Origin of the sequence: Sphingomonas pseudosanguinis, from assembly GCF_014196255.1 — a bacterium.
GTDB lineage: Bacteria > Pseudomonadota > Alphaproteobacteria > Sphingomonadales > Sphingomonadaceae > Sphingomonas > Sphingomonas pseudosanguinis.
This window is the reverse complement of the sequence record NZ_JACIDH010000004.1, coordinates 116,921-139,031: the sequence shown is the minus strand read 5'-3', so window position 1 is coordinate 139,031 and position 22,111 is coordinate 116,921. Positions and strand designations below refer to the sequence as shown.

Below are 22,111 nucleotides of genomic sequence, written 5' to 3'. Positions count from 1 at the left end.
GGTGTCGCTCACTGTCCCTCTCCCATCGGGAGAGGGAGGGAGGCGCAGAGCGCCGGGAGGGTGAGGGCAGGGAATACGGCGAGGATGCCCTCACCCTCCCACTCAGCGTTACCGAGCGGGCCCCTCCCTCTCCCGATGGGAGAGGGGACATTCATTTCCGCGCCCATGGCCGTCCGCTCGCTTCTTCCTCGTCGAGCATCTGCTGACGCTGCTCGCGCAGGTGCCAGGGCATCTCCTCGAACACACCGTCGAACAGGCTGTCGAGCGGCTGGTGCAGGCCATGGCCCAATATGCCGTTCGCCTCGGCGGCCTTTTGCGCGGCGCGGACTTCCTCGGCGACTTCGCGGTCCTGGGTCGCGTGGCGCTCCTCGTCCCACTCGCCCAGTGCGATCAGGTGATCCTTCAACCGCCGGATCGGATCGCCCAGCGGCCAAGCGGTCGGCTCGCCCGCCGAGCGATATTGGGTGGGATCGTCCGAGGTGGAGTGGCCTTCGGTGCGATAGGTGAAATGCTCGATCAGCGTCGCGCCCTGGTTGGTCCGCGCCCGCTCGGCGGCCCATTGGGTGGCAGCATAGACGGCGAGTGCGTCATTGCCGTCGACGCGCAACCCCGCAATGCCATAGCCGATCGCCCGCGCGGCAAAGGTCGTCGCCTCCGCGCCTGCGAAACCGGAAAAGCTGGAGATCGCCCACTGGTTGTTGACGACGTTCATGACGACCGGCGCGCGATAGACGGCGGCGAAGGTGCAGGCCGAGTGGAAATCGCCCTCCGCCGTCGAGCCCTCGCCGCACCACACGGCGGCAATCCGCGTATCGCCCTTGGCGGCCGAGGCCATCGCCCAACCCACCGCCTGCGGGTACTGCGTCGTCAGATTGCCCGAGATCGAGAAGAACCCGGCTTCCTTGGCCGAATACATGATGGGCAACTGCTTGCCGCCCAGCCGATCCGCGCTGTTGGAATAGATCTGGTTCATCATGTCGGTGAGCGGCCAGTCACGCGCGATGAGCAGCCCCTGCTGGCGATAGGAGGGGAAGCACATATCCTCATAATCCAGCGCATGGGCGGCGGCGACGGCGACCGCCTCTTCGCCCAGCGCCTTCATGTAAAAGCTGGTCTTGCCCTGGCGCTGGGCACGGAACATGCGCTCGTCGAACGCGCGAAGCAGCACCATGTGGCGCAGCATCCGGCGGAGTCGATCGGGCGATAGCTTGGGGTCCCAGGGACCCACGGCGCGGCCCTCGTCATCCAGCACGCGGACCAGCGTATAGGCGAGTTCGTGGAAGCTGTCGGCAGGCGCGGCGGTGTCCGGGCGGCGCTGGGCACCGGCGGGCGGAACCTCGACACTGGCGAAGTCGACCGCATCGCCCGGCCGGAACTTCGGCTCAGGGACATGCAGCTGCAACGGGGCCAGGTTGGCGCGCGAAATGCCTTCTGGCGGCACGGCCATGCTCTCTCCTCAACGCTTCGCCCGATTCTGCTCGGGTCGTTGCTATCTTTCAACCGGATGGAATTTTATTTCAAGCGCCTTTTCGGGGCGTTGGTCGGTTGAACGCGTCGAGTGGTGGCGTTTTCCCCTGCAGTGAACTGACCTGCCCTCACCCTTCCCACCCGCGATGCGGGCGGACCCCTTCCCTCTCCCGCTGGGAGAGGGAGGGAGGCGCGAAGCGCCGGAAGGGTGAGGGCCGTTTCAATCAGTTCCCCGTAATCGCGATCTCGAACGGCACCACCGGATGCGGGGCTTCGTCGTAGAAATTGACCACCGGCGCATCGGCCCAGGCATAGCGCACGTGCACATCGCTCGGGCGGGCATCGGCCAGCCGCACCTCCGCCCCATTCACCGTCGCATCAGCATAATGGCAAGCGCTAGCATCGCACAGTTCGAACCCGATCGGCGCCGCCGCGCTCCACGCATGAAGCGTGCCCTGCACACCGTTGAAGCGCAGCACCACCTCACTCCCCGCACGGGTCGCCGAGGCGATCATCGGCCCGGAGGCATTGGCGCGGTCGCCCGCCATCAGATGCTGTTCGGCGAATACCAGCCGCTTGGCGAGTTCGTTCTTGTCCGCCGGGTGGATGTCGTTGCGCACGCCAATATCGATCGTCGTCGCCAGCGCGGCATGTTCATCGCGCAGCATTGCCAGACGCTGCGTCTCGCGCAAGGCCGCCCAGCCGCTGTCACCGATCTTGACCGGCGGCGATCCGAAATTGGCGAGCTGCACGATCAGGAAGGGCAGCTCGGGGTTCTGGAACTGCCGCCGCCAGCCGGTCATCAGCGCCGCCAGCCGGTCGCCATAATCGGCGCGACCGACATCGGACTCGCCCTGATACCAGGCGACGCCTTTCAGCCCGATCGGCCCCAGCGGCGCGATCATGCCGTTATAGAGCGTGCCCAGCCCGGCATGGCTTTCCCAGGGGCTGCGCGGATAGCTCTGGTCGTCGCGCTTGTAGATCGAATAGCGCCAGCCTGTACCGAGCGGGATCGGTTGGCCGCTAGCGGGCGTGAACTGGATATGGTCGGCGGGGCCGAACATGCCGCCCGGACCATAGGTGTCGCCCAGCCCGACGACGATCTCGTTATGCCCCTTCTTCAGCGCCGAACGCGGCACGGTATAGCGCCGCCAGTCGCCCCAGCCGAACGTCGCGCCGACCACCACGCCATTGACCCAGACGGTATCGAGCTCGTCGATCCCCGCCAGTTCGATCACCCCGTCGCCGGTGGGGGCGGTCGGCAGGTCGAAGCCCTGCCGGAACCACACCAGCCCGTTATAGTCGGCGAGTTGTGGCACGCCCCATTCCTCCCACGGGGAGAATTTGGGCACCGGCGTCCAGCTCAGGCGATCGGGTGCGTTCCACGGTTCCTGCCCGCGTTTCGCCCCGCTCGCCTTGCGCCACCAGTCGCCCCAGCGATCACCGAAGCTGCGCAGCCCCGCCGCATGGTCGCGGGCATAGAGCGCCAGCAGATCGGCATCGGCGGACAGGCCGGGCAGTTTGCGCGCATCGGTGGCGTCGATCCACGGCAGGATCTTGGTTCCGCCCCAGCTCGAATCGATCGCGCCCATCGGTACGTTCGCCTTGGCCGCGAGATCCTTGACCATCAGATAGCAGGCGGCGGAAAAATCGGCGACGCTGGCGGGTGAGGCGGCGGCCCAGACCGGGCGCTTCTCCAGCGGCTCGTCGGCGGACAGCCCGACATGGTGGGCGATGTCCAACAGGCGGATACGGTCATTGGTCGCACCCCGGACCAGCCCTTCGCCGTTCAGCGCCTGCTTGGTCGGATATTCCATGTTAGACTGGCCCGAACACAGCCAGACATCGCCGACCAGCAGATCGTCCATCGTGTCGACCGCGCCGTCCTTCCCCGTCGCGGTCAGGGTCAGCGGGGTGGCCGTCGCCGTCATGGCAGGCAGGGTCGCGCGCCAGCGGCCCTTGGCATTGGCGGTCGCGGTGGCGCTGTTGCCGCCCAGCGTCACGGTGACGCCCTCACCCGCATCGGCCGAGCCCTCGACGATGATCGGGCGGTCACGCTGGAGGACGGCATGCGCGCTCATCGGGGTCAGGATGCGCGGCCGCGCCTCCGCCATGGCGGGCCAGGCCGCCGCCGTGCCCAGCAACAGTGCCAAACCCATGCGCCGCCCGGCGCCGGACCCTGAATGCCCCATCCGCATGCCATCCCTCTCCTATGCCCGCGACCGCGCCATTCCGCGCCGCGATCGGCTGTCCACCGATCATAGGAGGGCCCAAATGATAACGCTATCGGGAAACGATCCTCCCCGGAACGGGGAGGGGGACCAGCGAAGCTGGTGGAGGGGGCGTGCCGCATAGGACACCCCTTATGGAAGCCCCCCTCCGTCAGGGCTTCGCCCTGCCACCTCCCCGTACCGGGGAGGATTTCAGCGATCGAACATAAGCGTCGCTTGAACCGGGAAGTGATCTGATGGATAGGTCTTTCCCTGATGATAGGTGTCCGTCGTCACCGCCCCCGCCTTGAATCCGCGCAGGAACAGATAGTCGATCCGCCGGTCGGGCGTGCCGGTGAAGTCGTGGAACGTCATCGCCGGCCCCTCACGCCGCTTTGCGCTACCCCAGGCATCGGTCAGCGCGCCGGCGAAACGGCGGTAAGCCGCCGTATCGGGCCGCGCGTTCATGTCGCCCGCGACCACCACCGGCAGGTCCTTCGCCAGCGCAGGCAGCCGCGACAGGATCAGCGCCGCCGCCTTGTCGCGCGCCTCGGCATCCTCGTCGCGGTGCGCCAGATGCGTGTCGAGGAACAGAAAGCGGTGCGGCCTCGCCTCCTTCGTCTCGAACACCGCCCAGTTCGCCATGCGCGGCAGGTCGGTGCCCCAGCTCTGGCTGCCGACGACCTCGGGCGTATCGGACAGCCAGAAATCGCCATGCTCGACCAGCGTCAGCCGGTCGGGGCGATAGAAGATGCCCATATGCTCATTGGCATGCCCGCCCATCCGGTCGCGGCCGAACCAGCGATAGCCGGGCAGCGCTTTGGTCAGGTCGTCGCCCTGCCGCTGGAGCAATTCCTGCGTCCCGATCACGTCGGGCGCGGCGCGACGAATCAGTTCGACCATCACCGGCCACCGCACCGCCCAGCGCTCCGCCCCCTCGTCCGAGGCATAGCGGACGTTGAACGTCATGACCTTGAGCGGATCGGCCATCGCACCCAGCGGCGCGAGCACCGCCGCCATCATCGCCGTGATCCGCAACACGCGTCGAAACCCGGTCATATCATCGTCCCTTACACCAACCCGCCCGGCCGCCGCCCGAGCCGGACCCCCTTGGCAAGCGAGCATGGCAGCGTCGTGACACACACCAAGACCAAAATCGATCCAATTTTTGATTGAGAGTTATTAGCATTATCGATATTGGCGCCGTGCAAATCGATTGAATGGGGGTCGCTCGGAAATGTCGAAGACAATGGGCCGCGTCATGCTGTTGGCCGGATGCGTCATGGCGCAACCCGGCTGGGCCGCGGATCGGCCGACCGCCCCCCTTTCGCCCGTCGACGACAAGACCGCCGCGACCGACGCGCAGAGCGACATTGTCGTCAAAGGCCTGCGCGAGGCGAGCGCCAGCATCACCGGCACCGACGCCTCCGCGCGCCGCTATCCCCAGTCGCTGCGCATCATCGATCGCGCGCTGATCGACCGGCTGGGTGCGACCCGACTGGACGATACGGTCGAGCTGGCCGGCGGCGTCGCCCGCCAGAACGACTTTGGCGGGCTGTGGGACAAATATTCGATCCGGGGTTTTGCCGGCAACGAAAACAGCGGCCCCGATGTCCTCATCAACCGGTTCAGCAGCAATCTGGGCTTCAACGCCCCCATCGACACCGCCACGGTCGAGCGGTTCGAATTCCTGAAGGGTGCCGCCGCCGCCCTGTCGGGGCTGGGCGAGCCGGGGGGCTCGCTCAACATCGTCACCAAGACGCCGACCGCCACCCGCCAGGGTGAAACCTCGCTCAGCTATGGCAGCTGGAACCGGGTGCGCGCGACCGGCGACATCGGCGGGCCCGTCACCGACACGCTGGAGGTGCGGATGATCGGCGTGGCGGAGGAGGGCGACAGCTTCCGCCGCTACGTCCATACCGACCGACTGCTGCTCGCCCCCTCGGTCGCGTTCACGCCCAGCGACAGCCTGCGCCTGCTCTATCAGGCCGAGTTCATGCGCAACCGCGCGCCGATCGATCGCGGCGTGGCGGCGATCCGGGGCGATGCGCGCGCGATGGACCGCGCCACATATCTCGGCGAGCCCGCCGATGGCCGCATGACCCAGCGCATGCTGTGGCAACAGGGCAGCGTCTTCGCCGCGCTCTCTGACCGCGTCTCGCTGGAGGGCGGGGTGTCGAGCCGCGACGGCTTCCTGACCGGCTATGCGACGCAAGTCGATTTCGGCGCGCGCGGGGTGCAGGCCGATGGCAGGACGATCGGGCGGTCGCGGCGTTTCCATGATTTCCGCTGGCAGGACCTGACCGCGCGGATCGAGATGACCGCCAAGCTCGACTGGCTGGGCCTTTCGCACGAGCTGCGTTTCGGCGCGGACCGGGTGCGGCACGGCATGGACTTCCGCATGGACCAGGCGCGCGGGCGGCCGGGCGCGCCGATCCTGACCATCGACGCCTTCAACCCCGTCTATGGCCAGCCGCTGCCGGTGCCGACGCCGTTTCAGGACCGGCATCATTCCTTCCGCAGCGAGAGCCTCTATGCGCAGGACCTGATCCGCTTCGGAGACTTTACCGCGCTGATCGGGGCGCGCTGGAATAATTTCCGCGAGTCGATGCTCAACCGCATCCGGGATCTGCGGCTGGAGACGGTGGATCGCGGCATCACCCCGCGCGCCGCGCTGACCTGGGCGGCGACGCCCAACCTGTCGCTGTTCACCAGCTGGGGTCAGTCGCTGCGGCTCAACCCGTCGGACGGCGTCGCCAGCTTCGATGCGGAAAAGAGCGATTCGGCCGAGGTCGGCGCGAAATACACGCTGTTCGGCGGCGCGCTGACCGGTCAGACGGCGCTGTTCACCATGACGAAGCGCAACGTGCTGAACCCCAACGCCACCGACGTCTTCGTCAAGACGCAGATCGGCCGCCAGCGCTCGCGCGGCGTGGAGACGGTCGCCGATCTGGCACTGACCGGCGGGCTGACCGCGACCGGCACCTTCACCTATACCGACGCAACGGTGCGCAACGACAAGAATGCCGCGCTGATCGGCACGATGCTGTCCAACGTGCCGCGCTATCTGGGCGCGCTCGACCTGCATCAGCGGATCGGCGCGGTGACGATCGGCGGCGGGGTGAACCATGTCGGCGCGCGTAACGGCGATCCGTTCGCCTCGGGCTATCGCCTGCCCGCCTATACGACGCTGCGCGCCGATGCGACGTGGCGGGTCAATCCGCAGTTCGACGTGCGCGTCGACCTCGAGAATATCTTCGACACCTATTACATCGCCAGCAGCTATGCCGATGTCTGGACGATGCCGGGCGCGCCGAGGAATGTGCGGGTGACGTTGCGGGGGCGGTTCTAAGCTCCCCGCCCTCACCCTTCCCACCCGCCTATGGCGGGTGGGCCCCTTCCCTCTCCCGCTGGGAGAGGGAGGGAGGCGCAAAGCGCCGGAAGGGTGAGGGTGGAGGCTCAGGCGTCGGCCCAGCGGCGCAGCAGATTGTGATACACCCCGGTCAGCTCGACGACCGAGCGATCGCCCTGCCCCTTGTCGGCGCCCAGCCGCTGGATCGCCCGGTCCAGGTCGAACAGGATGCGCCGCTCGCCATCGTCGCGGACCATCGACTGGACCCACAGGAACGACGCGACGCGGGCGCCGCGCGTGACGGCCTCGACCCGGTGCAGGCTGGAGGCGGGATAGAGCACGGCGTCGCCCGCGCCGAGCTTCACCCGCTGTTCGCCGAACAGATCTTCGACCACCAGTTCGCCACCGTCATAGGCGGCCGGGTCTTCGAGGAAGAGGGTCAGCGACAGGTCGGCGCGCATCCGGAAATCGCTGCCGCGCTTCAGTCGCACCGCATTGTCGACATGGACGTCGAACGCCTGGCCGCCGGCATAGCGGTTGAACAGCGGCGGATAGACCTTGAGCGGCAGCGCCGCCGCGACGAACAGGGCTGAGCGGCCCAGCGCGTCGAGGACCATCCGCCCCGCCTGGATGGCGGCGGCGCTATCCTCCGGCAATTGCTCGTTGCGCTTGGCGAGCGCGGCCTGCGGCCCCGAGGTCGCGTTGCCGTCGACCCAGGGACTGTCGTCGATGATCCCGCGAATGGCGGCGACGCCGGCGGGATCGAGTATGTTCGGAATCGCGATCAGCATGGCGGCAACGCTATCCGGTTCAGAAATTGTAGAACAGGCTGAGCGTCGCCTGCCGCCGGTCGCCGGGCACCGCCCAGCCGCCGGTGACCATGCCGGTCGTCGCATTCACATTGTTGCGCACGCCGGTGACGTATGTCTCGTCAGTGAAGTTCTGGACATTGAGCTGCAGGGTCCAGCGCTGCGCGATGGTATAGGCCAGATAGGCGCGGTGGATCAGATAATCGTCCACCCGGAACTGCACCAGGTTCAGGCCCACCGGCGCGTTGGTCGCGAATGATCCCTGATAGGTCAGGCCATACCCGACCTCCAGGCCGAAGGGCAGCTTGTAGGTGGTGAACAGGCTGCCCGAATGTTCGGGCGTCTGGATCAGCCGGCTGCCCGCCTGCGGATCGACGATGCCGGCCGCCTTGTCGCGGTTGGAGATGCTCTGCCGGACCTTGCCGTCGAGATAGGTGTAGTTGGCGAAGATCGTCCAGGCCGGGGTGATCGCGCCCGATGCGCCCAGTGCGATGCCGTCCACTTGGCTGCGTCCGTCGAGTACCTGCAGATTGGCGGGCAGCGACGGATCGTTGGAGGGCACGCGGTAATTGGTGCGTTCGTTGCGGAAGACGGCGGCGGTCAGCTCCAGCCGGCGGTCGAACAGCCCGGCCTTCACGCCGACCTCGTAATTCTTCGCGGTTTCGGGTGCGACCGCGCACGGGTTGGCGGCGGTCGCCGAGGCCGGCACGCCGCAACCCAGCCGGACGGTCGTCGAGGACGGCGTCCTGGCATTGCCATAGCCGGCATAGACGCTGACATGCTCGACCGGGTGGAACACGCCCCCGACCCGCCAGGAGAACAGCCGCTCGCGACTGACCTGCGGCTGCGTCGCCAGCGTGTTCACCGCCGCCGCAGCCAGCGGCAGCGACCGGAAGTTCGCCTCCTGATACTCCCAGCGCACGCCGCCGTTCAGCTCGAAGAAGCGGTTCAGCTCCAGCGTGTCGAAGGCATAGACCGCGATGTTGCGCGTCTCGCTGCGCGACTGGGCGGTGGTGACGAAGTTGATCGGCCCGGCATAGTTGGTGTCGGGCGCGGCGATATTGATGAGGGGCAGCGTCACCGCGCTGCCATCGGCGTTGCGCGGCAGCGAGCCTTGGGTGATCCGGTAATTCTCGACCATCCCCGACACGCCGATGTTCAGGACATTGTGCAGCCCGCCCTTCGCGCCGGCCTCATGCCGCAGATCGGTCTGGTTGTAGAGCAGCTGGTTCTCCTGGTTCCGCACCAGCCCGCGCGGACCCGAGGGGAGATAAAAGCCGGCCGGGACATTAGCGGGGCAGGCCGCGCCGCTGGGCTGTCGGTTGGTCGATGCCAGGCAGAAAATCCCCTGCGGTGCCGAGGTCACGCTGTCCTGCTTCACCTGTTGCCAGCGGGTCAGGTTGCGCACGCTCCAATGATCGTCGATCGCGTGGCGGAAGGTGGCGGTCAGCCGGTCGACGGTGATCGCCTGACGGTCGAGATTGGCCATGCCGAAATAGCTGTCGCGCCGCGCGCCCGGCACGAAGCCGTCGATCAGGCCATTGTCGAACCAGGGCACGCCGTACACCGGCGTATTGCGATCCTCCTGATGGACATAGGCGAGCGTCAGGCTGGTCGGCCCGCCGATGCCGATGGTGACCGACGGCGCGATGCCCCAGCGCTCCATCGTCTCGACGTCGCGGCCGGGTACGTCATTATGGTGGTACGCGCCGTTCAGCCGCACCGCGACGAGATCGGACACCCGCACATTGCTGTCGATCGCGCCACGATAGTAATTGTCGGTGCCGGCCGATCCCTGGACGATGGTCAGCGTCTCAGGCGTGGGCACCTTGGAAACCAGGTTGATCGTGCCGCCGACCGATCCCGATCCGTTGAAGACGCTGTTGGCGCCGTTATAGACCTCGACCTGTTGCAGGTTGAACGGGTCGGTGCGGCTATACTGTGCGCTGTCGCGGACGCCGTCGATGGTGACGTCGTTGTTCGCCGAATAGCCGCGCAGGTTGATCGAATCGCCATAGCCGCCACCGCCCTCGCCCGCGCCGAAGGTGATGCCCGGTATCGTCTGGAGCACGTCGCGCAGCGTCTGGAGATTCTGTTTCCGGATGGTCTGTTCGCTGACCACGGTGATCGTCTGCGGCGTGTCGAGCAGCGGCGCGGTCGCCTTGGGACTTTCCAGCGTCGCGGCATGCGCGCGCTGTCCGGTGACGATCACCGTATCGCGCTGACCGGCGGCGTCCTGCGCGCGTTCGGCGGGTTCGACGCGCGGCGCCTCCTCGGCGGCGGCGACATGTGGCGCGGTGGCCAGAAAGCCCACGCAGGATAGCGCGATGAACGAATGCGACATGATCTTTTCCCCTTCGATCCAGTCGCTATTGCGAAACAATCGCACTGTCAATGCTATTGATATTGATTCTCATTTATCCAACATTCCCTCTTTTCCTTCCCTGCGAGGGGAGGTGGCAGGCCACAGACCTGACGGAGGGGTGCCCCCCATTGTTACGATCCGCCTCCGCTCACGACCGCGTACGCCTCATCGGCATGCTCCACATGAGTGCGAGCGCGATGGTGCATCGGGATGTCGATACGATCCGGTCGGCGCGACTGACATGCGGGCTACATAATCGCCCGCTAAGCGCGCCCGCGTCGGACCGGCACCCATGCGCCGGATCTGGGGGATCGGGCGCGGATAACGGATGACAGACGGGGCGAAGGGCCGCCGCACCGGCACGGGTCGGGTGCGGGGATGACGCTGTTGCTGGCGATCGCTCTGGCCGGGAGCGTGCAGGACGATCCCGTCCTGGCGGTCGACCTGCCCGCCGGCCCCGTCGCCGCCGGTCTCGACCGGCTGGCGCGGCAAGCGGGACAGGCGCTGGTCGCGCGGCCCGCCGATCTGGCGGGGCGTCACGCCCCCCGATTGCGCGGCGCGATGCGGCTGTCGACCGCGCTAGATCGCTGGTGCCGGCCGGCGGGACTGTCCTGCCGCCAGCGTGCCGGCGGGATCGTCGTCCGCCGCGCCATTCCACGACCGCCCGAAGCGCGCCCCGCCCCGGCCGGTCCGCCCCCCGTTATCGGTACGGAGGTGATCGTCTCCGGCCGGCGCGGCACCAGCGTGCAGGGGGAATTGGAGCGAAGCTATTCCGCGTCACAGATCGCGACCGTGGAGCTGGCCCGCCGCGCGCCGCAGAGTCTGGCCGAGCTGCTGTCGGGCCTGCCGGGGCTATGGGTGGACAATTCGGCCGGCGTCGCGGCGAACACGATCCGCGTGCGCGGCATCCCGCTCGACGGGTATCAGGCGATCGCGGTGCAGGAGGACGGCCTGCCGGTGCAGCATGACACGCTGCCCTGGACCGATATCGACCAGTTCGTCCGCCCCGACCTGATGATCGAGACGGCCGATTATGTGCGCGGCGGCCCCTCGGCGGTGTTCGCCAGCAATGCGCCGGGCGGCATCCTGAACCTGCGCAGCCGGGCGCCGACGAGGCGGCGATCGGCGGAGACCCGGCTCACCCTGACCGATTACGGCCTGGCGCGGTGGGAGGGCTATGTCGCCGGCCCCATCGCGCCGGGCTGGCGCGCGATCGTCGGCGGGATGGCCACCCGCGACCCCAGCGTCCGCCGCATCGCCTCGACGCTGGGCGGGGGGCAGGTGCGGGCGCGGGTCGACCATGATCTGCCGCAGGGCGGCACGTTGACGCTGGCGCTGTATCTGCTGGACGACGACACGCTCAACATCTCGTCCTTTCCGATGCGCTATGATCGCGGCCGCCTGTCGCCATTGCCCGGTTTCGATCCCCGGCGGGGGAGCTTCTTCGGACCCGATTTCGCCACGCTCGACTTCGCGGCGCTGAGCACGCGACCATTGGGCCGCAACAACCGCAATCGCCTGGCCATGCCCTCGCTTGCGTGGAGCCAGCCGCTGGGCGCGGGCAAGCTGACCCTGCGCGCGCATTACCGCGCCTCGCATACCGAGCGCTACGCTCTGTCCTCCTCGGGCAGCGCGGTGCCGGCGGCGGACATGCTGACCCAGGCCCTGCCCCGCCTGATCGCCGCCTTTCCCGACACGGCCAGCGTCGCGCTGCGCCATGCGGGCGACGGCACGCCCTTCGCCGCGCTGCCGGGCAATGACCGCGTCACCATCCTCAACCCGGTCGCCGCCGATACTCGGCTGCATGAGGCGATCGCCGACCTGTCCTATTCGCGCGCGCTGGACGCGGCGGGGCATCATGACCTGACGCTGGGCGTCTATGGCGTCGGCTATGACTGGCACTTCGCCCGCGCCGTCGCGCGTGCGCTGGTCGAGGCGCGCGAGCAGGGGCGGCGGCTCGATCTGGTCGCGCTGGATGTTAACGGTCGGGCGATCGGCCGGCTCACCGATCGGGGCCTGCTGACCGCCGGTTCGACCTATGAGGCGCTGGAGGGGCGACAGCGCATGGTCGCGCTCTATGCGGCGGACGAATGGCAGGTCGCGCCGCGCTGGCGGATCGACTGGGGTCTGCGTCACGAACGCGCGCGCCTGTCCGCCCGGATCGAGCGGCCCGCGATCCGCGACGGTGGCGATCCGGAGACACTGGCCGACGACCGGCTGATGATCGGATCGAGCCTGTGGGACGATCGCCGCCAGCCGCTGGCGCGGACCGCCGCGACCGTCGCGCTGCATTGGCGTGCCAGCGAAACGCTGGGGAGTTTCGCGCGGCTGACCCGCGCGATGCGGCTGCCCGATCCCGGCGTCTTTCGCATCGGCAGCGGCGACGCCCCGCGCGCGCTGACCATCGAACAGGCCGAGCTTGGCCTGATCTGGCGGCGCGGCGCTTTCGGCCTCGACGCGACCGCCTTCGCCAGCCGCTTTCCCAATATCGGCCTGCCCAATCTGTCGCTCGATCCCGCCACCGGCGGGGTGCAAGTCGGGCAATATGACGCGACCGCGCGGACGCTGGGATTGGAACTCGCCGGCCGGGTCGAGCCGATCCCCGGCCTGTCGCTGCGCGGCACCGCGACGTGGCAGGACCCGCGCCTGCTCTCCTATCGCCTGTCGCGCATCATCGACGGCCGCCCGGTCGTCACCGACCTCAGCGGCCGCCTGCCCCGCCGCGTACCGCAATGGATGGGCCGCCTGTCCGCCAGCTGGATCGCGCCCGGCGCCGGCGTCACGCTCGACGGCGATGTGTCGGCGATGGGCCGGCGCTTCGCCGACGATGCCAACACGCTGGCGCTGCCCGGCTTCGCCGTTATCGATCTGGGCGCGAGCTGGGCGGCGACGCCCGCCCTCACTATGCGGCTACGCGCCACCAACATCCTCGACCGGATCGCGGTGATGCAGGGCGACGCGCTGGGCGGCGAGGTCCGCGCCAGCGATGCCGGCGGCGTCATCACTGTTCGCGCCCAGCAGGGCCGCGTCATCGCGCTCAGCGCGGATTGGCGGCTGTGAGCGTCCGGCGATAGGCCGACAGCTCCTGCGCCGCCGCCGCCATGTCGCGGCGGAAGGCGGCATCGCCATGCTCGCGCGCCACCACCGCGCTCGCCGCCAGATAGCCGCCCTCGACCGCGCTCAGGCTGTGCGCGCCGCAGATCCAGCGGCTGTCGCCATAGTCGCGGCCACGCGCCAGGATCGCCTGCGCCCGGTCGGGCAACAGTTCGGCCATGATCAGCGCGAAGCCCCAGCCATGCGCGGTGTGCCCCGAGGGATAGTCGCCATTGGCGATCAGCGAGGGCGTGCGCGGCTCGCAGATGGGCAGGTCGGCGCCGATGAACGGTCGCGCGGACTGCCAATAGGCCTTGCCCGCCCGGATCGCCGCCGACCGATCGGCATCGAAGCGCGCGATCAGCGCCCTGGTCACCGGCAGCCGTGCCCAGTCCGGGCGAAAGCCCAGCGCGCCGGCGAAACGCTCACCCAGGTCGCTCGACACGTCCGCCGTCGCCTGCTGCCAGCGCGGCGAGCCCTGCATCGCGCGGCTGTCACGGAATATCTGTGCGTCCGCCCGCGCACGCGGCGAGCCGGCGGCGGGCGGCCCGGGCAAAATGGTCGCCAGGTCCAGCCCCTCGCCCGCGCGCAGATAGCCGTTCGTGTCCCGCGCCCCGGCCGGAGCCGACAGCATCATGATCGCCGCCAGACCCGCCCGCCATGCCATCGCCCGCATATTCCACCCCATGCCCAAGATGTGATCCGTGTCCCCAAGAGTATCGCAAAGATGTAACGGGGACAGCCATGGCCCGACAATTTTGCGAAAGGTCCGACATCGCCAGCGATGTAACAAAAACGCCATAAATGTCTTAAAACTTTTACAAAAATCCTTGTCCCCGTTTGTCGGCCGCCCCCGTCTTCCCCCGCGATCGTCCGCATGGCCGGGCGAGCTATTGGATTTCCTTGGGGGGTATTTCGTGACGGAGTGGACGAAGAGGGCGCTGCTGCTGGCGTCGAGCACGCTGTTCGCGGTGCAGCCGGCGCTTGCGCAGGATATGGAGGCGCAGGATGGGGCGCAGGACGCCACCGCGCCGGATCAGGGCAGCCCGACGAATGCGGCGGGCGACGTCGTCGTCACCGGCTATCGCACCAGCCTGGCCGCCGCGCGTAATTCCAAGCGCGAGGCGACGATCATCAAGGACTCGATCTCGGCCTCCGACATCGCCGCCTTTCCCGACCTGAACCTCGCCGAAGCGCTGCAGCGCCTGCCCGGCGTCGCGATCAACCGCGAGGCGGGCGAAGGTCGCCGGATTTCGCTGCGCGGCCTGGGTCCCGACTTCACCCGCGTCCAGCTCGACGGCATGGAAGTGCTGGGCAATGTCGACTCGCCGCAGGACAGCCGTGGCCAGACGACACGCGACCGCGCCTTCGACTTCAACCTGTTCGCCGCCGAACTGTTCAACCATGTCGATGTCGAGAAGTCCTACCAGGCCAGGCAGACCGAGGGCGGCCTGGCCGGCACGGTCGGCCTCTATACCGCGCGGCCGTTCGATCATAAGGGCGACAAGGTGGCCTTCTCGGCGCAGGGCGGCACCAACTCGCTGACCCGCGATTTCCAGCCGCGGCTGACCGGCCTGATCTCGAAGAGCTGGGGTGATTTCGGCATCCTCGTCTCGGCCGCCTATAGCCGCCGCAACACCCGCGAAGAGGGCTTCGACACCTATCGCTGGCGCCGCAACAAGGCCAATGGCAGCGACCTGTCGCGCCTGACCGCCGCCGAGCGGGCCAAGATCAATTCGGGCGACCTGCTGTTCCCGCGCGGCAACCGCCTGTCGGTGTGGGACAGCACGCAGGAGCGGATCGGCCTCACCAGCTCGGTCCAGTGGAACCCGACCGACAAGGTGCATCTGACGCTCGACGGGCTGTACGGCCAGTTCAAGGGCGACCGGTTCGAGACCCATCTCGCCTCGCGCGGCGGCGGCAGTTCGACCTGGCTGGGCGGCGGCGAGACCTTTGCCGGCACCGTCTATCCCAACTCGCGCGTCAACGCGATCCAGTGGAACGACCGCAACGAGGTGGTCTATCTCGACGTCAGCGGCGGCAAGGCATCGACCGAGACCCGCGTCCAGAACACCAAGAACATCTTCAAGCAGCTGGTCCTGTCGGGCGATGCCGAGCTGGCCGACGGCCTGACCTTCACCTGGCTGGGCGGTGTCGAGCGGTCGGGCTATGCGATGCCGGTCAACGACAAGTTCACCCTGGAAGGGTTCGGCGACGTCATCTCCGACTATCGCGGCGGCACCTATTCGATGGTCAACACCTATAAGTTCAACACCGCCGATCCCAATTTCTGGCATGCCAAGCGGCTGTATGCGAACAAGACCTATCAGGACACGGCGTTCGATAACGTCAAGGGCCGCTTCGACTACAAGGTCACGGCCGACGACACGATCAGCGTCGGCGGCGAATGGCGGCGGTTCGGCAATTCGGGCTATTATGCCGAACAGGACAATATCCTGACCAGCGGCTTCGTGTCGGGCAAGGTCAACGCCAATCCCAGCGCCTATGCGCAGACCTATACCGGTTATTCGGGCCAGGACTGGACGATCGTCGATTTCCCCAAGATGCTCCAGACGCTGGGCATCAACCGGTCGCAATATCTGACCAACAAGCTGGGCGTGTTCGCGGTCGAGGAGTGGACGGGTGCCGCCTTCGTCCAATATGACTGGAACCATATCCTGGCCGGCGTGCCGTTCCGCGGCAATATCGGCGCGCGCTATTATCGGACCACCGTCACCTCGGACGGTCTGGCCAGCGTCGGCCCGGTCACCGTGCGCGGCGAGTATGAAGGCGTGCTGCCCGCCGCCAACCTGATCTTCGAGCTGGATCAGGGCCTGATGGTCCGCTTCGCCGCGTCGAAGAACATCAACCGCCCCTCGCTGGGCGCGCTGGCGGTCAACGGCTCGGTCAACAACGACAATGGCAATATCACCGTGTCGCTGGGCAACCCCAATCTGCGTCCCTACAAGTCGACCGATTTCGACATCTCGACCGAATATTATTTCGGCTCGGTCGGCTATGTTGCCGCTGCGCTCTTCTACAAGACGCTCGACGGCTATATCTCGACCCAGACGGTCAACAATGTGCCCTATGCGCAGACCGGGCTGCCCGACAATCTCTATCCGGGCGTCACCGGCAGCACGATCGTCGACAGCTATTCGCGGCCCGTCAACCTGCTGAAGACCAACCTGTTCGGCGTCGAGCTGTCCGGCCAGACCGACTTCAAGTTCCTGCCCGCGCCCTTCGACCGGCTGGGGACGGCGGTGAACTTCACCTATGTCGACTCGCGGCTCGACTATTCGAAGATCTACACCGGCAGCATCGCGACCACGCTGGAGGGGCTGAGCAAGTACAACGCCAACGCCACCCTCTATTACCAGGACAAGGCGTTCGACGCCCGCGTCTCGGCCAATTATCGCAGCGGCTATATCTTCAGCGCCTCGCCGGTGCTGACCGCGCTCGGCCCCGATCATGACGTGACCGGGTTCGAGGGCACGGTCTATGTCGATATGTCGGCGCATTATGCGCTCACGAAGAACGTCCAGCTGACGCTGAACGGCATCAACCTGACCAACCAGCGCGAGCGGCAATATTCGAACAGCACCAGGCGGCTCTATGTCGTGACCCGTTCGGGCACGACGCTGCTCGGCGGTATCCGGGTCAGCTTCTGATCCCGATGCCTCTTGATGTCCCGCCGTTGCGGGGTATCGAAATCACCGCGCGTCGGCCCCTGACGGGGTCGGCGCGCGCCGTTTTTCGACAAGGAATGTCCCCGGATGCCCTGCAACCGGCTCTTCATGGACGGGACCGAATGACCGGGTCGGCGGCCTGGGTCGTCGAAGGGCGGGCGCGTCTGCTGACCTATGTCCGCCGGCGCATTCGCAAGCCCGAACAGGCCGAGGATATCGTGCAGGAGGCGATCATGCGCGTCATCGAACAGGAGGGCAAACAGGTAATCGAACAGCCGCTCGCCTATGCCTTTCGCGTGGCGGATTCGGTCATCCATGGCCGCGCCCGGCGGCCTGCGCCCGATACAGGGCCGGTCGATGTCGACCTTGCCTGCGCGCTGCCGCTGGCCGACGAGGTGCTCGACTATCGCCAGCGCTTCGGCCGTTTCCAGACCGCGCTCGCCGCCCTGCCGCCGCAACGCCGTGCGGTGTTCGTCGAACGGCATCTGGAGGGCAAGTCGCGCAGCCAGATCGCCGAGGAGATGAATATCAGCGTCGAGGCCGTGAAGAAGCATCTGGTCCGCGCCATGATCGATCTGGCCGGCTGTATCGACGACCTGCCCGTGCGCCTCGGCGGGATCGTGGCGCATGACTGATTCCCTGACACAGGCGCAGCTGGAGCAGGCCGCCGACTGGGCCGATCGGCTCGACACGCTGTCGCCCGACGAACGCGGCGAACTGGGCCGCTGGCTGCGCGCCTCGCCCGATCATCGCGCGGCGCTGGCGCGCATGGTCCGGCTGCTGGGCGACCCCGCGCTGTTCGAGGTCGTCGAGCAGGCGCGACGCGAGGCGATCCCGCCGCTGCCCGCGATGACCGAACCTCGGCCCGCCCGACGCTGGCCGGCTTGGACCGCCCGTCCGGTTCGCCGGCGGGTGGCGGTCGGCATCGCCGCCGCGCTGGCCGCCGCCGTCGCGACGCCGCTGATATGGCGCGCCGCCGCACTGGAGGAGGCCGCGACCGTCCGTCTCTACGCCAGCGCCATCGGCCAACAGCGGCAAGTGGCCTTACCCGATGGATCGGACATGACGCTCGACGCCGCATCGCGCGTCACCATCGCCTTTTCGGACGAGGCCCGCGACCTGACGCTGCGATCGGGTGCCGCGCGATTCGAAGTACGGCACGACTCCGACCGCCCCTTCGCCGTATCCACGCCCGAGGGACGGATGGTTGCGCTCGGCACCAATTTCAGCGTCGATCGCGGCGCGGGGCATAGCGAGCTGCGCGTGTTTCGCGGCCGCGTTCGGCTGACCGTGCCCGGCCAGCCGTCCGTCATCGTCACCGCCGGACATTGGGCGGAGGCCGGCGCCGGCCCCGTCATCGTCCATGACTTCGATGTCGGCGGCTATCAGGGCTGGCAGGACCGCTGGCTGAGCGGCGACCGCATCCGCCTGGGCGACGCGATCGCGCGGCTGGGCCGCTATAGCGACCGTCCGATCCGGCTCGCCGACCCGGCGCTGGCGGACGAGACGTTCAACGGCCGTTTCCGACTCGATCGACCGGTCGAAAGCCTGACGCTGATCGGCGAGCTGTTCGACATGCCCCTCGATCGGCGCGGACATGTCCTCTGCCTCGGGCTGAAGCGCCGCGACTGACCAAATTCGACAAATTTTTCCGCCGGCGAGGGCAAATCTTATCTCTTCTGGACAGACACGCCGTGCGTCCGAAACTGAAATATATATGTTTTCCCGCAGGTTAGAGAGACACAAGCCCCCTAAATCGTTTTCGAGGCTCAACGAAGCCTTTACCGCCTTTCCGCTACGGCTGGCGATATGACCGACCGTTCCGACCCGAATCGCTATCTCCGCATTGAAGGGCGGCAGGCGGAACTGGGCATGTATATCCATGCATTGCACTGTTCGTGGCTGGACAATCCGTTCTGGCGCACCAGCTTCCTGCTCACCGAGCAGGCCGACCGCGAGCAGATTCACGAGTCGATCCCGCATGTCACCATCGACCTGACCAAGGGGCGCGGCCTGACGCTGACCCGCGCCGCCGCCATCGCCGAGGACAGCCCGCCCCCGCCCGCCAAGGTCGCGCGCATCCGGCCGCCCCGGCGCAAGCCGCGCACCGATGTCGAGATGGCGACCGCGCTGACCGAGCATGCGACCGCCACCGTTTCCCGCCTGTACGGCGAGGCGCGGCTGGGTCATTCGATCCATGTCCCCGACCTGACGCCCGTGGTCGAGGAGATCGCGCAGTTCATCGCCAAGGGGTCGGCCACCATGCTGGCGGTCACCCGGCTGAAGGACGGCGATCAATATACCTATTTCCACTCGGTCGCGGTCGCGACGCTGATGATGGGGCTGGCACGGCATCTCGGCCTGCCCAAGGAAGATATTCGCGTGGCGGGCATGGCCGGCCTGCTCCATGACATCGGCAAGATGCAGGTCGCCCCCGCGATCGTCGACAAGGCGGGCAAGCTGACGATCAACGAACTGGCCGAGATGCGCCAGCATCCGCGCTGGGGCTATGACGTGCTGGTGGGGATCGAGGATCTCGACCCGCGCATCCTGGACGTGTGTCGCCACCATCACGAAAAGATGGACGGCACCGGCTATCCCGACGGGCTCCGCGACGATCAGCTCAGCGTCTTCGTCCGCATGTCGGCGATCTGCGACGTCTATGACGCGGTGACCTCGATCCGCCCGTACAAGCGCGCTTGGTCGCCGCACGAGGCGCTGGCGCGCATGGCGTCCTGGCAGGGGCATCTCGATCCCGAGATGCTGCGCGCCTTCATCGCCAGCCTGGGCATCCAGCCCTATGGCGCGCTGGTGCGGCTGCATTCCAACCGGCTGGGGCTGGTGGTGCGCGAGGGCGACTGCCCGCTGACGCCGATCGTGCGCACCTTCTTCCACATCCCCGACCAGCAGCCCCTGCCGCCCGAGGATGTCGCGACCGCCGCCGATCCGATCCTGCGCGGTGAGCGCGGCGATTACTGGTTCGGCGAGCGCTGGCCCGCCATCTATGACGAGATCATGGCGCAGGCCGCGCTGCCCGATCCGCCCCGGCGGCGGCTGGCGGGCGGCACCGCCTGATCCACCGGGCGACACGCCTTTCGCGCGATGGCGCGGGGGCGGCGGAGCATGTATGGCGCAGGCATGATCCGTCTCAGTGAATTGAAACTGCCTCTCCACCATGCGGACGAGGCTTTGCCCGCCGCCATCTGTCGCCGCCTGCGCGTGACGCCGCGCGACATGATCCGCTTCACCATCGCCCGGCGCGGCCATGACGCGCGCGACAAGAACAATATCCAGCTCGTCTATTCGGTCGACGTCACGCTGAAGAACGAACCCGCGGTGCTGGAGCGCTTCCGCCGCGACCGCGATGTGCAGCGCACCCCCGACCAGCGCTATCACCTGCCCAGCGCACCGCCGGCCGGCGCCAGGCGTCCGGTGGTGATCGGTGCCGGCCCGTGCGGCCTGTTCGCCGCGCTGATCCTGGCGCAGTCGGGGCATCGCCCGATCATCCTGGAGCGTGGCAAGGTGGTACGCGAACGCACCCAGGACACCTGGGGCCTGTGGCGGCGCAGCGTGCTGAACCCCGAATCCAACGTGCAGTATGGCGAAGGCGGTGCCGGCACCTTTTCGGACGGCAAGCTCTACAGCCGGATCAAGGACCCGCGCCACCTGAACCGCAAGGTGCTGACCGAGTTCGTGAAGGCCGGCGCGCCGCCCGAAATCCTGACTGAGGCGCATCCACATATCGGCACCTTCCGCCTGGTGACGATGGTCGAGAGCATGCGCGCCTCGATCGAGGAACTGGGCGGCGAATATCGCTTCTCCACCCGCGTCGACGGACTGGATGTCGAGACCGACGGATCGGGCGAACGGCGGGTGCGCGGGCTGCATCTGAACGGCGGCGGCTATCTGGAGGCCGATCACGTCGTCCTCGCCATCGGCCACAGCGCGCGCGACAGTTTCGAGATGCTGCAGGCGGCGGGCGTCCATGTCGAGGCCAAGCCCTTTTCGATCGGCGTGCGGATCGAACATCCGCAAGGGTGGATCGACCGGGCGCGTTTCGGGCATCAGGCGGGGCATCCGATCCTGGGCGCGGCCGAATATCATATCTCGCACCACTGCTCGAACGGGCGCACCGTCTATAGCTTCTGCATGTGCCCCGGCGGCACGGTGGTCGCCGCGACCAGCGAGGAAGGCCGCGTCGCGACCAACGGCATGAGCCAATATTCGCGCAACGAGCGCAACGCCAATTCCGGCTTCGTCGTCGCGATCGATCCGGAGCGCGATTATCCCGGCGATCCGCTGGCCGGGATCAAGCTGCAACGCGTGCTGGAGGAGCAGGCCTTCGTCGCGGGCGGCTCGAACTACAAGGCGCCGGCGCAACGGGTCGGCGACTTCCTGGCGGGGCGCCCCTCGACCAGCCTGGGATCGGTCACCCCCTCCTACCGCCCCGGCGTGACGCCGAGCGACCTGTCGCAATGCCTGCCCGATTTCGTGATCACCGCGATGCGCGAGGCGATCCCCGCCTTTGGCCGGCAGATCGCGGGCTACGACCATCCCGATGTGGTGATGACGGGCGTCGAGACGCGCACGTCCTCGCCGGTCCGCTTCACGCGCGGCGAGGACGGGCACAGCCTGAACACGCGCGGGCTGTTCCCGGCGGGCGAAGGCGCGGGCTATGCCGGCGGCATCCTGTCGGCGGCGGTGGACGGGATCAAGACGGCCGAGGCGGTGGCGCGCAGCATCGGCACCGCGTGAAGATCTTCTTCGACGGCGGCCACCGCCCCGGCGGCATGGAATATGCCGTGGTGCTGGGTGGGCAGGTCCATATCGTCCGCGACCTGGGGCCGGGGACCAGCATGACCGCCGAATGGCTGGCGCTGATCGCCGCGACGCGGTTGGCGCATGCGGCGGGGTTGGCCGATGCGGTGCTGCTGGGCGATGCGGCGGCGGTGATCGCGCAGGCGTTGGGCGAGGTGCGCGTGCCGCCGGCGCACCGGGCGCAGTTCCAGCTCTGGTCCGACCTCCCCCGCCCGCCCGGCCGCTTCCGCCTGCGTCATATCAAACGCACGCAGAATCTGGCGGGCATCGCGCTTGCCCGGCCGGCGCTTCGCCAGTCGACCGGCTGA

At 67.7% G+C, this 22,111-nt stretch carries 14 protein-coding genes; 8 read left to right on the top strand and 6 right to left on the bottom strand.

All coding sequences use genetic code 11. The features are described 5' to 3' along the window. Nucleotides 1–151: 151 nt before the first annotated feature. The 3 genes from GGR48_RS07500 to GGR48_RS07490 all read right to left on the bottom strand — a co-directional run bounded on the left by GGR48_RS07500 (nucleotide 152) and on the right by GGR48_RS07490 (nucleotide 4,736). Complete coding sequence (locus tag GGR48_RS07500; protein WP_183951294.1) at nucleotides 152–1,447, bottom strand: 3-methyl-2-oxobutanoate dehydrogenase (2-methylpropanoyl-transferring) subunit alpha; 1,296 nt, start codon at nucleotides 1,445–1,447, stop codon at nucleotides 152–154. A 244-nt stretch (nucleotides 1,448–1,691) separates the two neighbouring features. After that, entirely contained in the window at nucleotides 1,692–3,626 is a 1,935-nt protein-coding gene (locus GGR48_RS07495) for a sialate O-acetylesterase (RefSeq protein ID WP_183951293.1), read from the bottom strand. A gap of 264 nt (nucleotides 3,627–3,890) precedes the next feature. Next, nucleotides 3,891–4,736 (bottom strand): endonuclease/exonuclease/phosphatase family protein, encoded by an 846-nt coding sequence (locus GGR48_RS07490; RefSeq protein WP_183951292.1) that lies wholly within the window; start codon nucleotides 4,734–4,736, stop codon nucleotides 3,891–3,893. A gap of 178 nt (nucleotides 4,737–4,914) precedes the next feature. Here GGR48_RS07490 and GGR48_RS07485 point away from each other — a divergent pair, with 178 nt between their 5' ends. Next, the gene (locus tag GGR48_RS07485; protein WP_240456097.1) at nucleotides 4,915–7,029 is read left to right on the top strand and encodes a TonB-dependent siderophore receptor; all 2,115 of its coding nucleotides are present in this window, start codon (nucleotides 4,915–4,917) and stop codon (nucleotides 7,027–7,029) included. A gap of 107 nt (nucleotides 7,030–7,136) precedes the next feature. On the opposite strand, the gene GGR48_RS07480 is transcribed toward GGR48_RS07485, so the two are convergent. Continuing rightward, nucleotides 7,137–7,820, bottom strand: a complete 684-nt coding sequence (locus GGR48_RS07480) for a Fe2+-dependent dioxygenase (RefSeq protein ID WP_183951291.1) — start codon at nucleotides 7,818–7,820, stop codon at nucleotides 7,137–7,139. A gap of 19 nt (nucleotides 7,821–7,839) precedes the next feature. Continuing rightward, entirely contained in the window at nucleotides 7,840–10,182 is a 2,343-nt protein-coding gene (locus GGR48_RS07475; protein ID WP_183951290.1) for a TonB-dependent receptor, read from the bottom strand. Nucleotides 10,183–10,581: 399 nt separating this feature from the next. On the opposite strand from GGR48_RS07475, the gene GGR48_RS07470 reads away from it, so the two are divergent. Further along, entirely contained in the window at nucleotides 10,582–13,263 is a 2,682-nt protein-coding gene (locus GGR48_RS07470) for a TonB-dependent receptor (protein ID WP_183951289.1), read from the top strand. Here the strand turns inward: GGR48_RS07470 and GGR48_RS07465 are convergent. Continuing rightward, nucleotides 13,241–13,984: an acid phosphatase gene (locus GGR48_RS07465; RefSeq protein ID WP_206362511.1), complete on the bottom strand. Its 744-nt coding sequence runs from the start codon at nucleotides 13,982–13,984 to the stop codon at nucleotides 13,241–13,243. The genes GGR48_RS07470 and GGR48_RS07465 overlap by 23 nt on opposite strands. Nucleotides 13,985–14,213: 229 nt before the next feature. Between GGR48_RS07465 and GGR48_RS07460 the strand changes: the two genes are divergently transcribed. The 6 genes from GGR48_RS07460 to GGR48_RS07435 all read left to right on the top strand — a co-directional run bounded on the left by GGR48_RS07460 (nucleotide 14,214) and on the right by GGR48_RS07435 (nucleotide 22,111). Next, nucleotides 14,214–16,967, top strand: coding sequence for a TonB-dependent receptor (locus GGR48_RS07460; RefSeq protein ID WP_338110517.1), 2,754 nt, complete (start codon nucleotides 14,214–14,216; stop codon nucleotides 16,965–16,967). A 140-nt stretch (nucleotides 16,968–17,107) separates the two neighbouring features. Continuing rightward, the gene (locus GGR48_RS07455; RefSeq protein WP_183951287.1) at nucleotides 17,108–17,620 is read left to right on the top strand and encodes a sigma-70 family RNA polymerase sigma factor; all 513 of its coding nucleotides are present in this window, start codon (nucleotides 17,108–17,110) and stop codon (nucleotides 17,618–17,620) included. Beyond that, on the top strand, nucleotides 17,613–18,617 hold the full coding sequence (locus tag GGR48_RS07450; protein WP_183951286.1) for a FecR family protein: 1,005 nt from the start codon (nucleotides 17,613–17,615) through the stop codon (nucleotides 18,615–18,617). Before GGR48_RS07455 ends, GGR48_RS07450 begins: the two co-directional genes overlap by 8 nt. A 177-nt stretch (nucleotides 18,618–18,794) precedes the next feature. Beyond that, on the top strand, nucleotides 18,795–20,060 hold the full coding sequence (locus GGR48_RS07445; protein ID WP_183951285.1) for a cyclic di-GMP phosphodiesterase: 1,266 nt from the start codon (nucleotides 18,795–18,797) through the stop codon (nucleotides 20,058–20,060). 63 nt (nucleotides 20,061–20,123) lie between these two features. Further along, nucleotides 20,124–21,740 carry an NAD(P)/FAD-dependent oxidoreductase gene (locus GGR48_RS07440; RefSeq protein ID WP_183951284.1) on the top strand — a complete coding sequence of 539 codons (1,617 nt, stop codon included), beginning with the start codon at nucleotides 20,124–20,126 and terminating at the stop codon, nucleotides 21,738–21,740. Then, the gene (locus GGR48_RS07435; RefSeq protein ID WP_338110518.1) at nucleotides 21,737–22,111 is read left to right on the top strand and encodes a ribonuclease H family protein; all 375 of its coding nucleotides are present in this window, start codon (nucleotides 21,737–21,739) and stop codon (nucleotides 22,109–22,111) included. Before GGR48_RS07440 ends, GGR48_RS07435 begins: the two co-directional genes overlap by 4 nt.

Excerpts from the sequence above, each read along its gene's own strand:
- GGR48_RS07445 (WP_183951285.1), top strand. The coding sequence starts at position 18,795 with ATGACCGACCGTTCCGACCCGAATCGCTATCTCCGCATTGAAGGGCGG.
- GGR48_RS07500 (WP_183951294.1), bottom strand. The coding sequence starts at position 1,447 with ATGGCCGTGCCGCCAGAAGGCATTTCGCGCGCCAACCTGGCCCCGTTG.
- GGR48_RS07490 (WP_183951292.1), bottom strand. The coding sequence starts at position 4,736 with ATGACCGGGTTTCGACGCGTGTTGCGGATCACGGCGATGATGGCGGCG.
- GGR48_RS07450 (WP_183951286.1), top strand. The coding sequence starts at position 17,613 with ATGACTGATTCCCTGACACAGGCGCAGCTGGAGCAGGCCGCCGACTGG.
- GGR48_RS07465 (WP_206362511.1), bottom strand. The coding sequence starts at position 13,984 with ATGGGGTGGAATATGCGGGCGATGGCATGGCGGGCGGGTCTGGCGGCG.
- GGR48_RS07470 (WP_183951289.1), top strand. The coding sequence starts at position 10,582 with ATGACGCTGTTGCTGGCGATCGCTCTGGCCGGGAGCGTGCAGGACGAT.
- GGR48_RS07485 (WP_240456097.1), top strand. The coding sequence starts at position 4,915 with ATGTCGAAGACAATGGGCCGCGTCATGCTGTTGGCCGGATGCGTCATG.
- GGR48_RS07480 (WP_183951291.1), bottom strand. The coding sequence starts at position 7,820 with ATGCTGATCGCGATTCCGAACATACTCGATCCCGCCGGCGTCGCCGCC.
- GGR48_RS07475 (WP_183951290.1), bottom strand. The coding sequence starts at position 10,182 with ATGTCGCATTCGTTCATCGCGCTATCCTGCGTGGGCTTTCTGGCCACC.
- GGR48_RS07455 (WP_183951287.1), top strand. The coding sequence starts at position 17,108 with ATGACCGGGTCGGCGGCCTGGGTCGTCGAAGGGCGGGCGCGTCTGCTG.
- GGR48_RS07495 (WP_183951293.1), bottom strand. The coding sequence starts at position 3,626 with ATGGGTTTGGCACTGTTGCTGGGCACGGCGGCGGCCTGGCCCGCCATG.
- GGR48_RS07440 (WP_183951284.1), top strand. The coding sequence starts at position 20,124 with ATGATCCGTCTCAGTGAATTGAAACTGCCTCTCCACCATGCGGACGAG.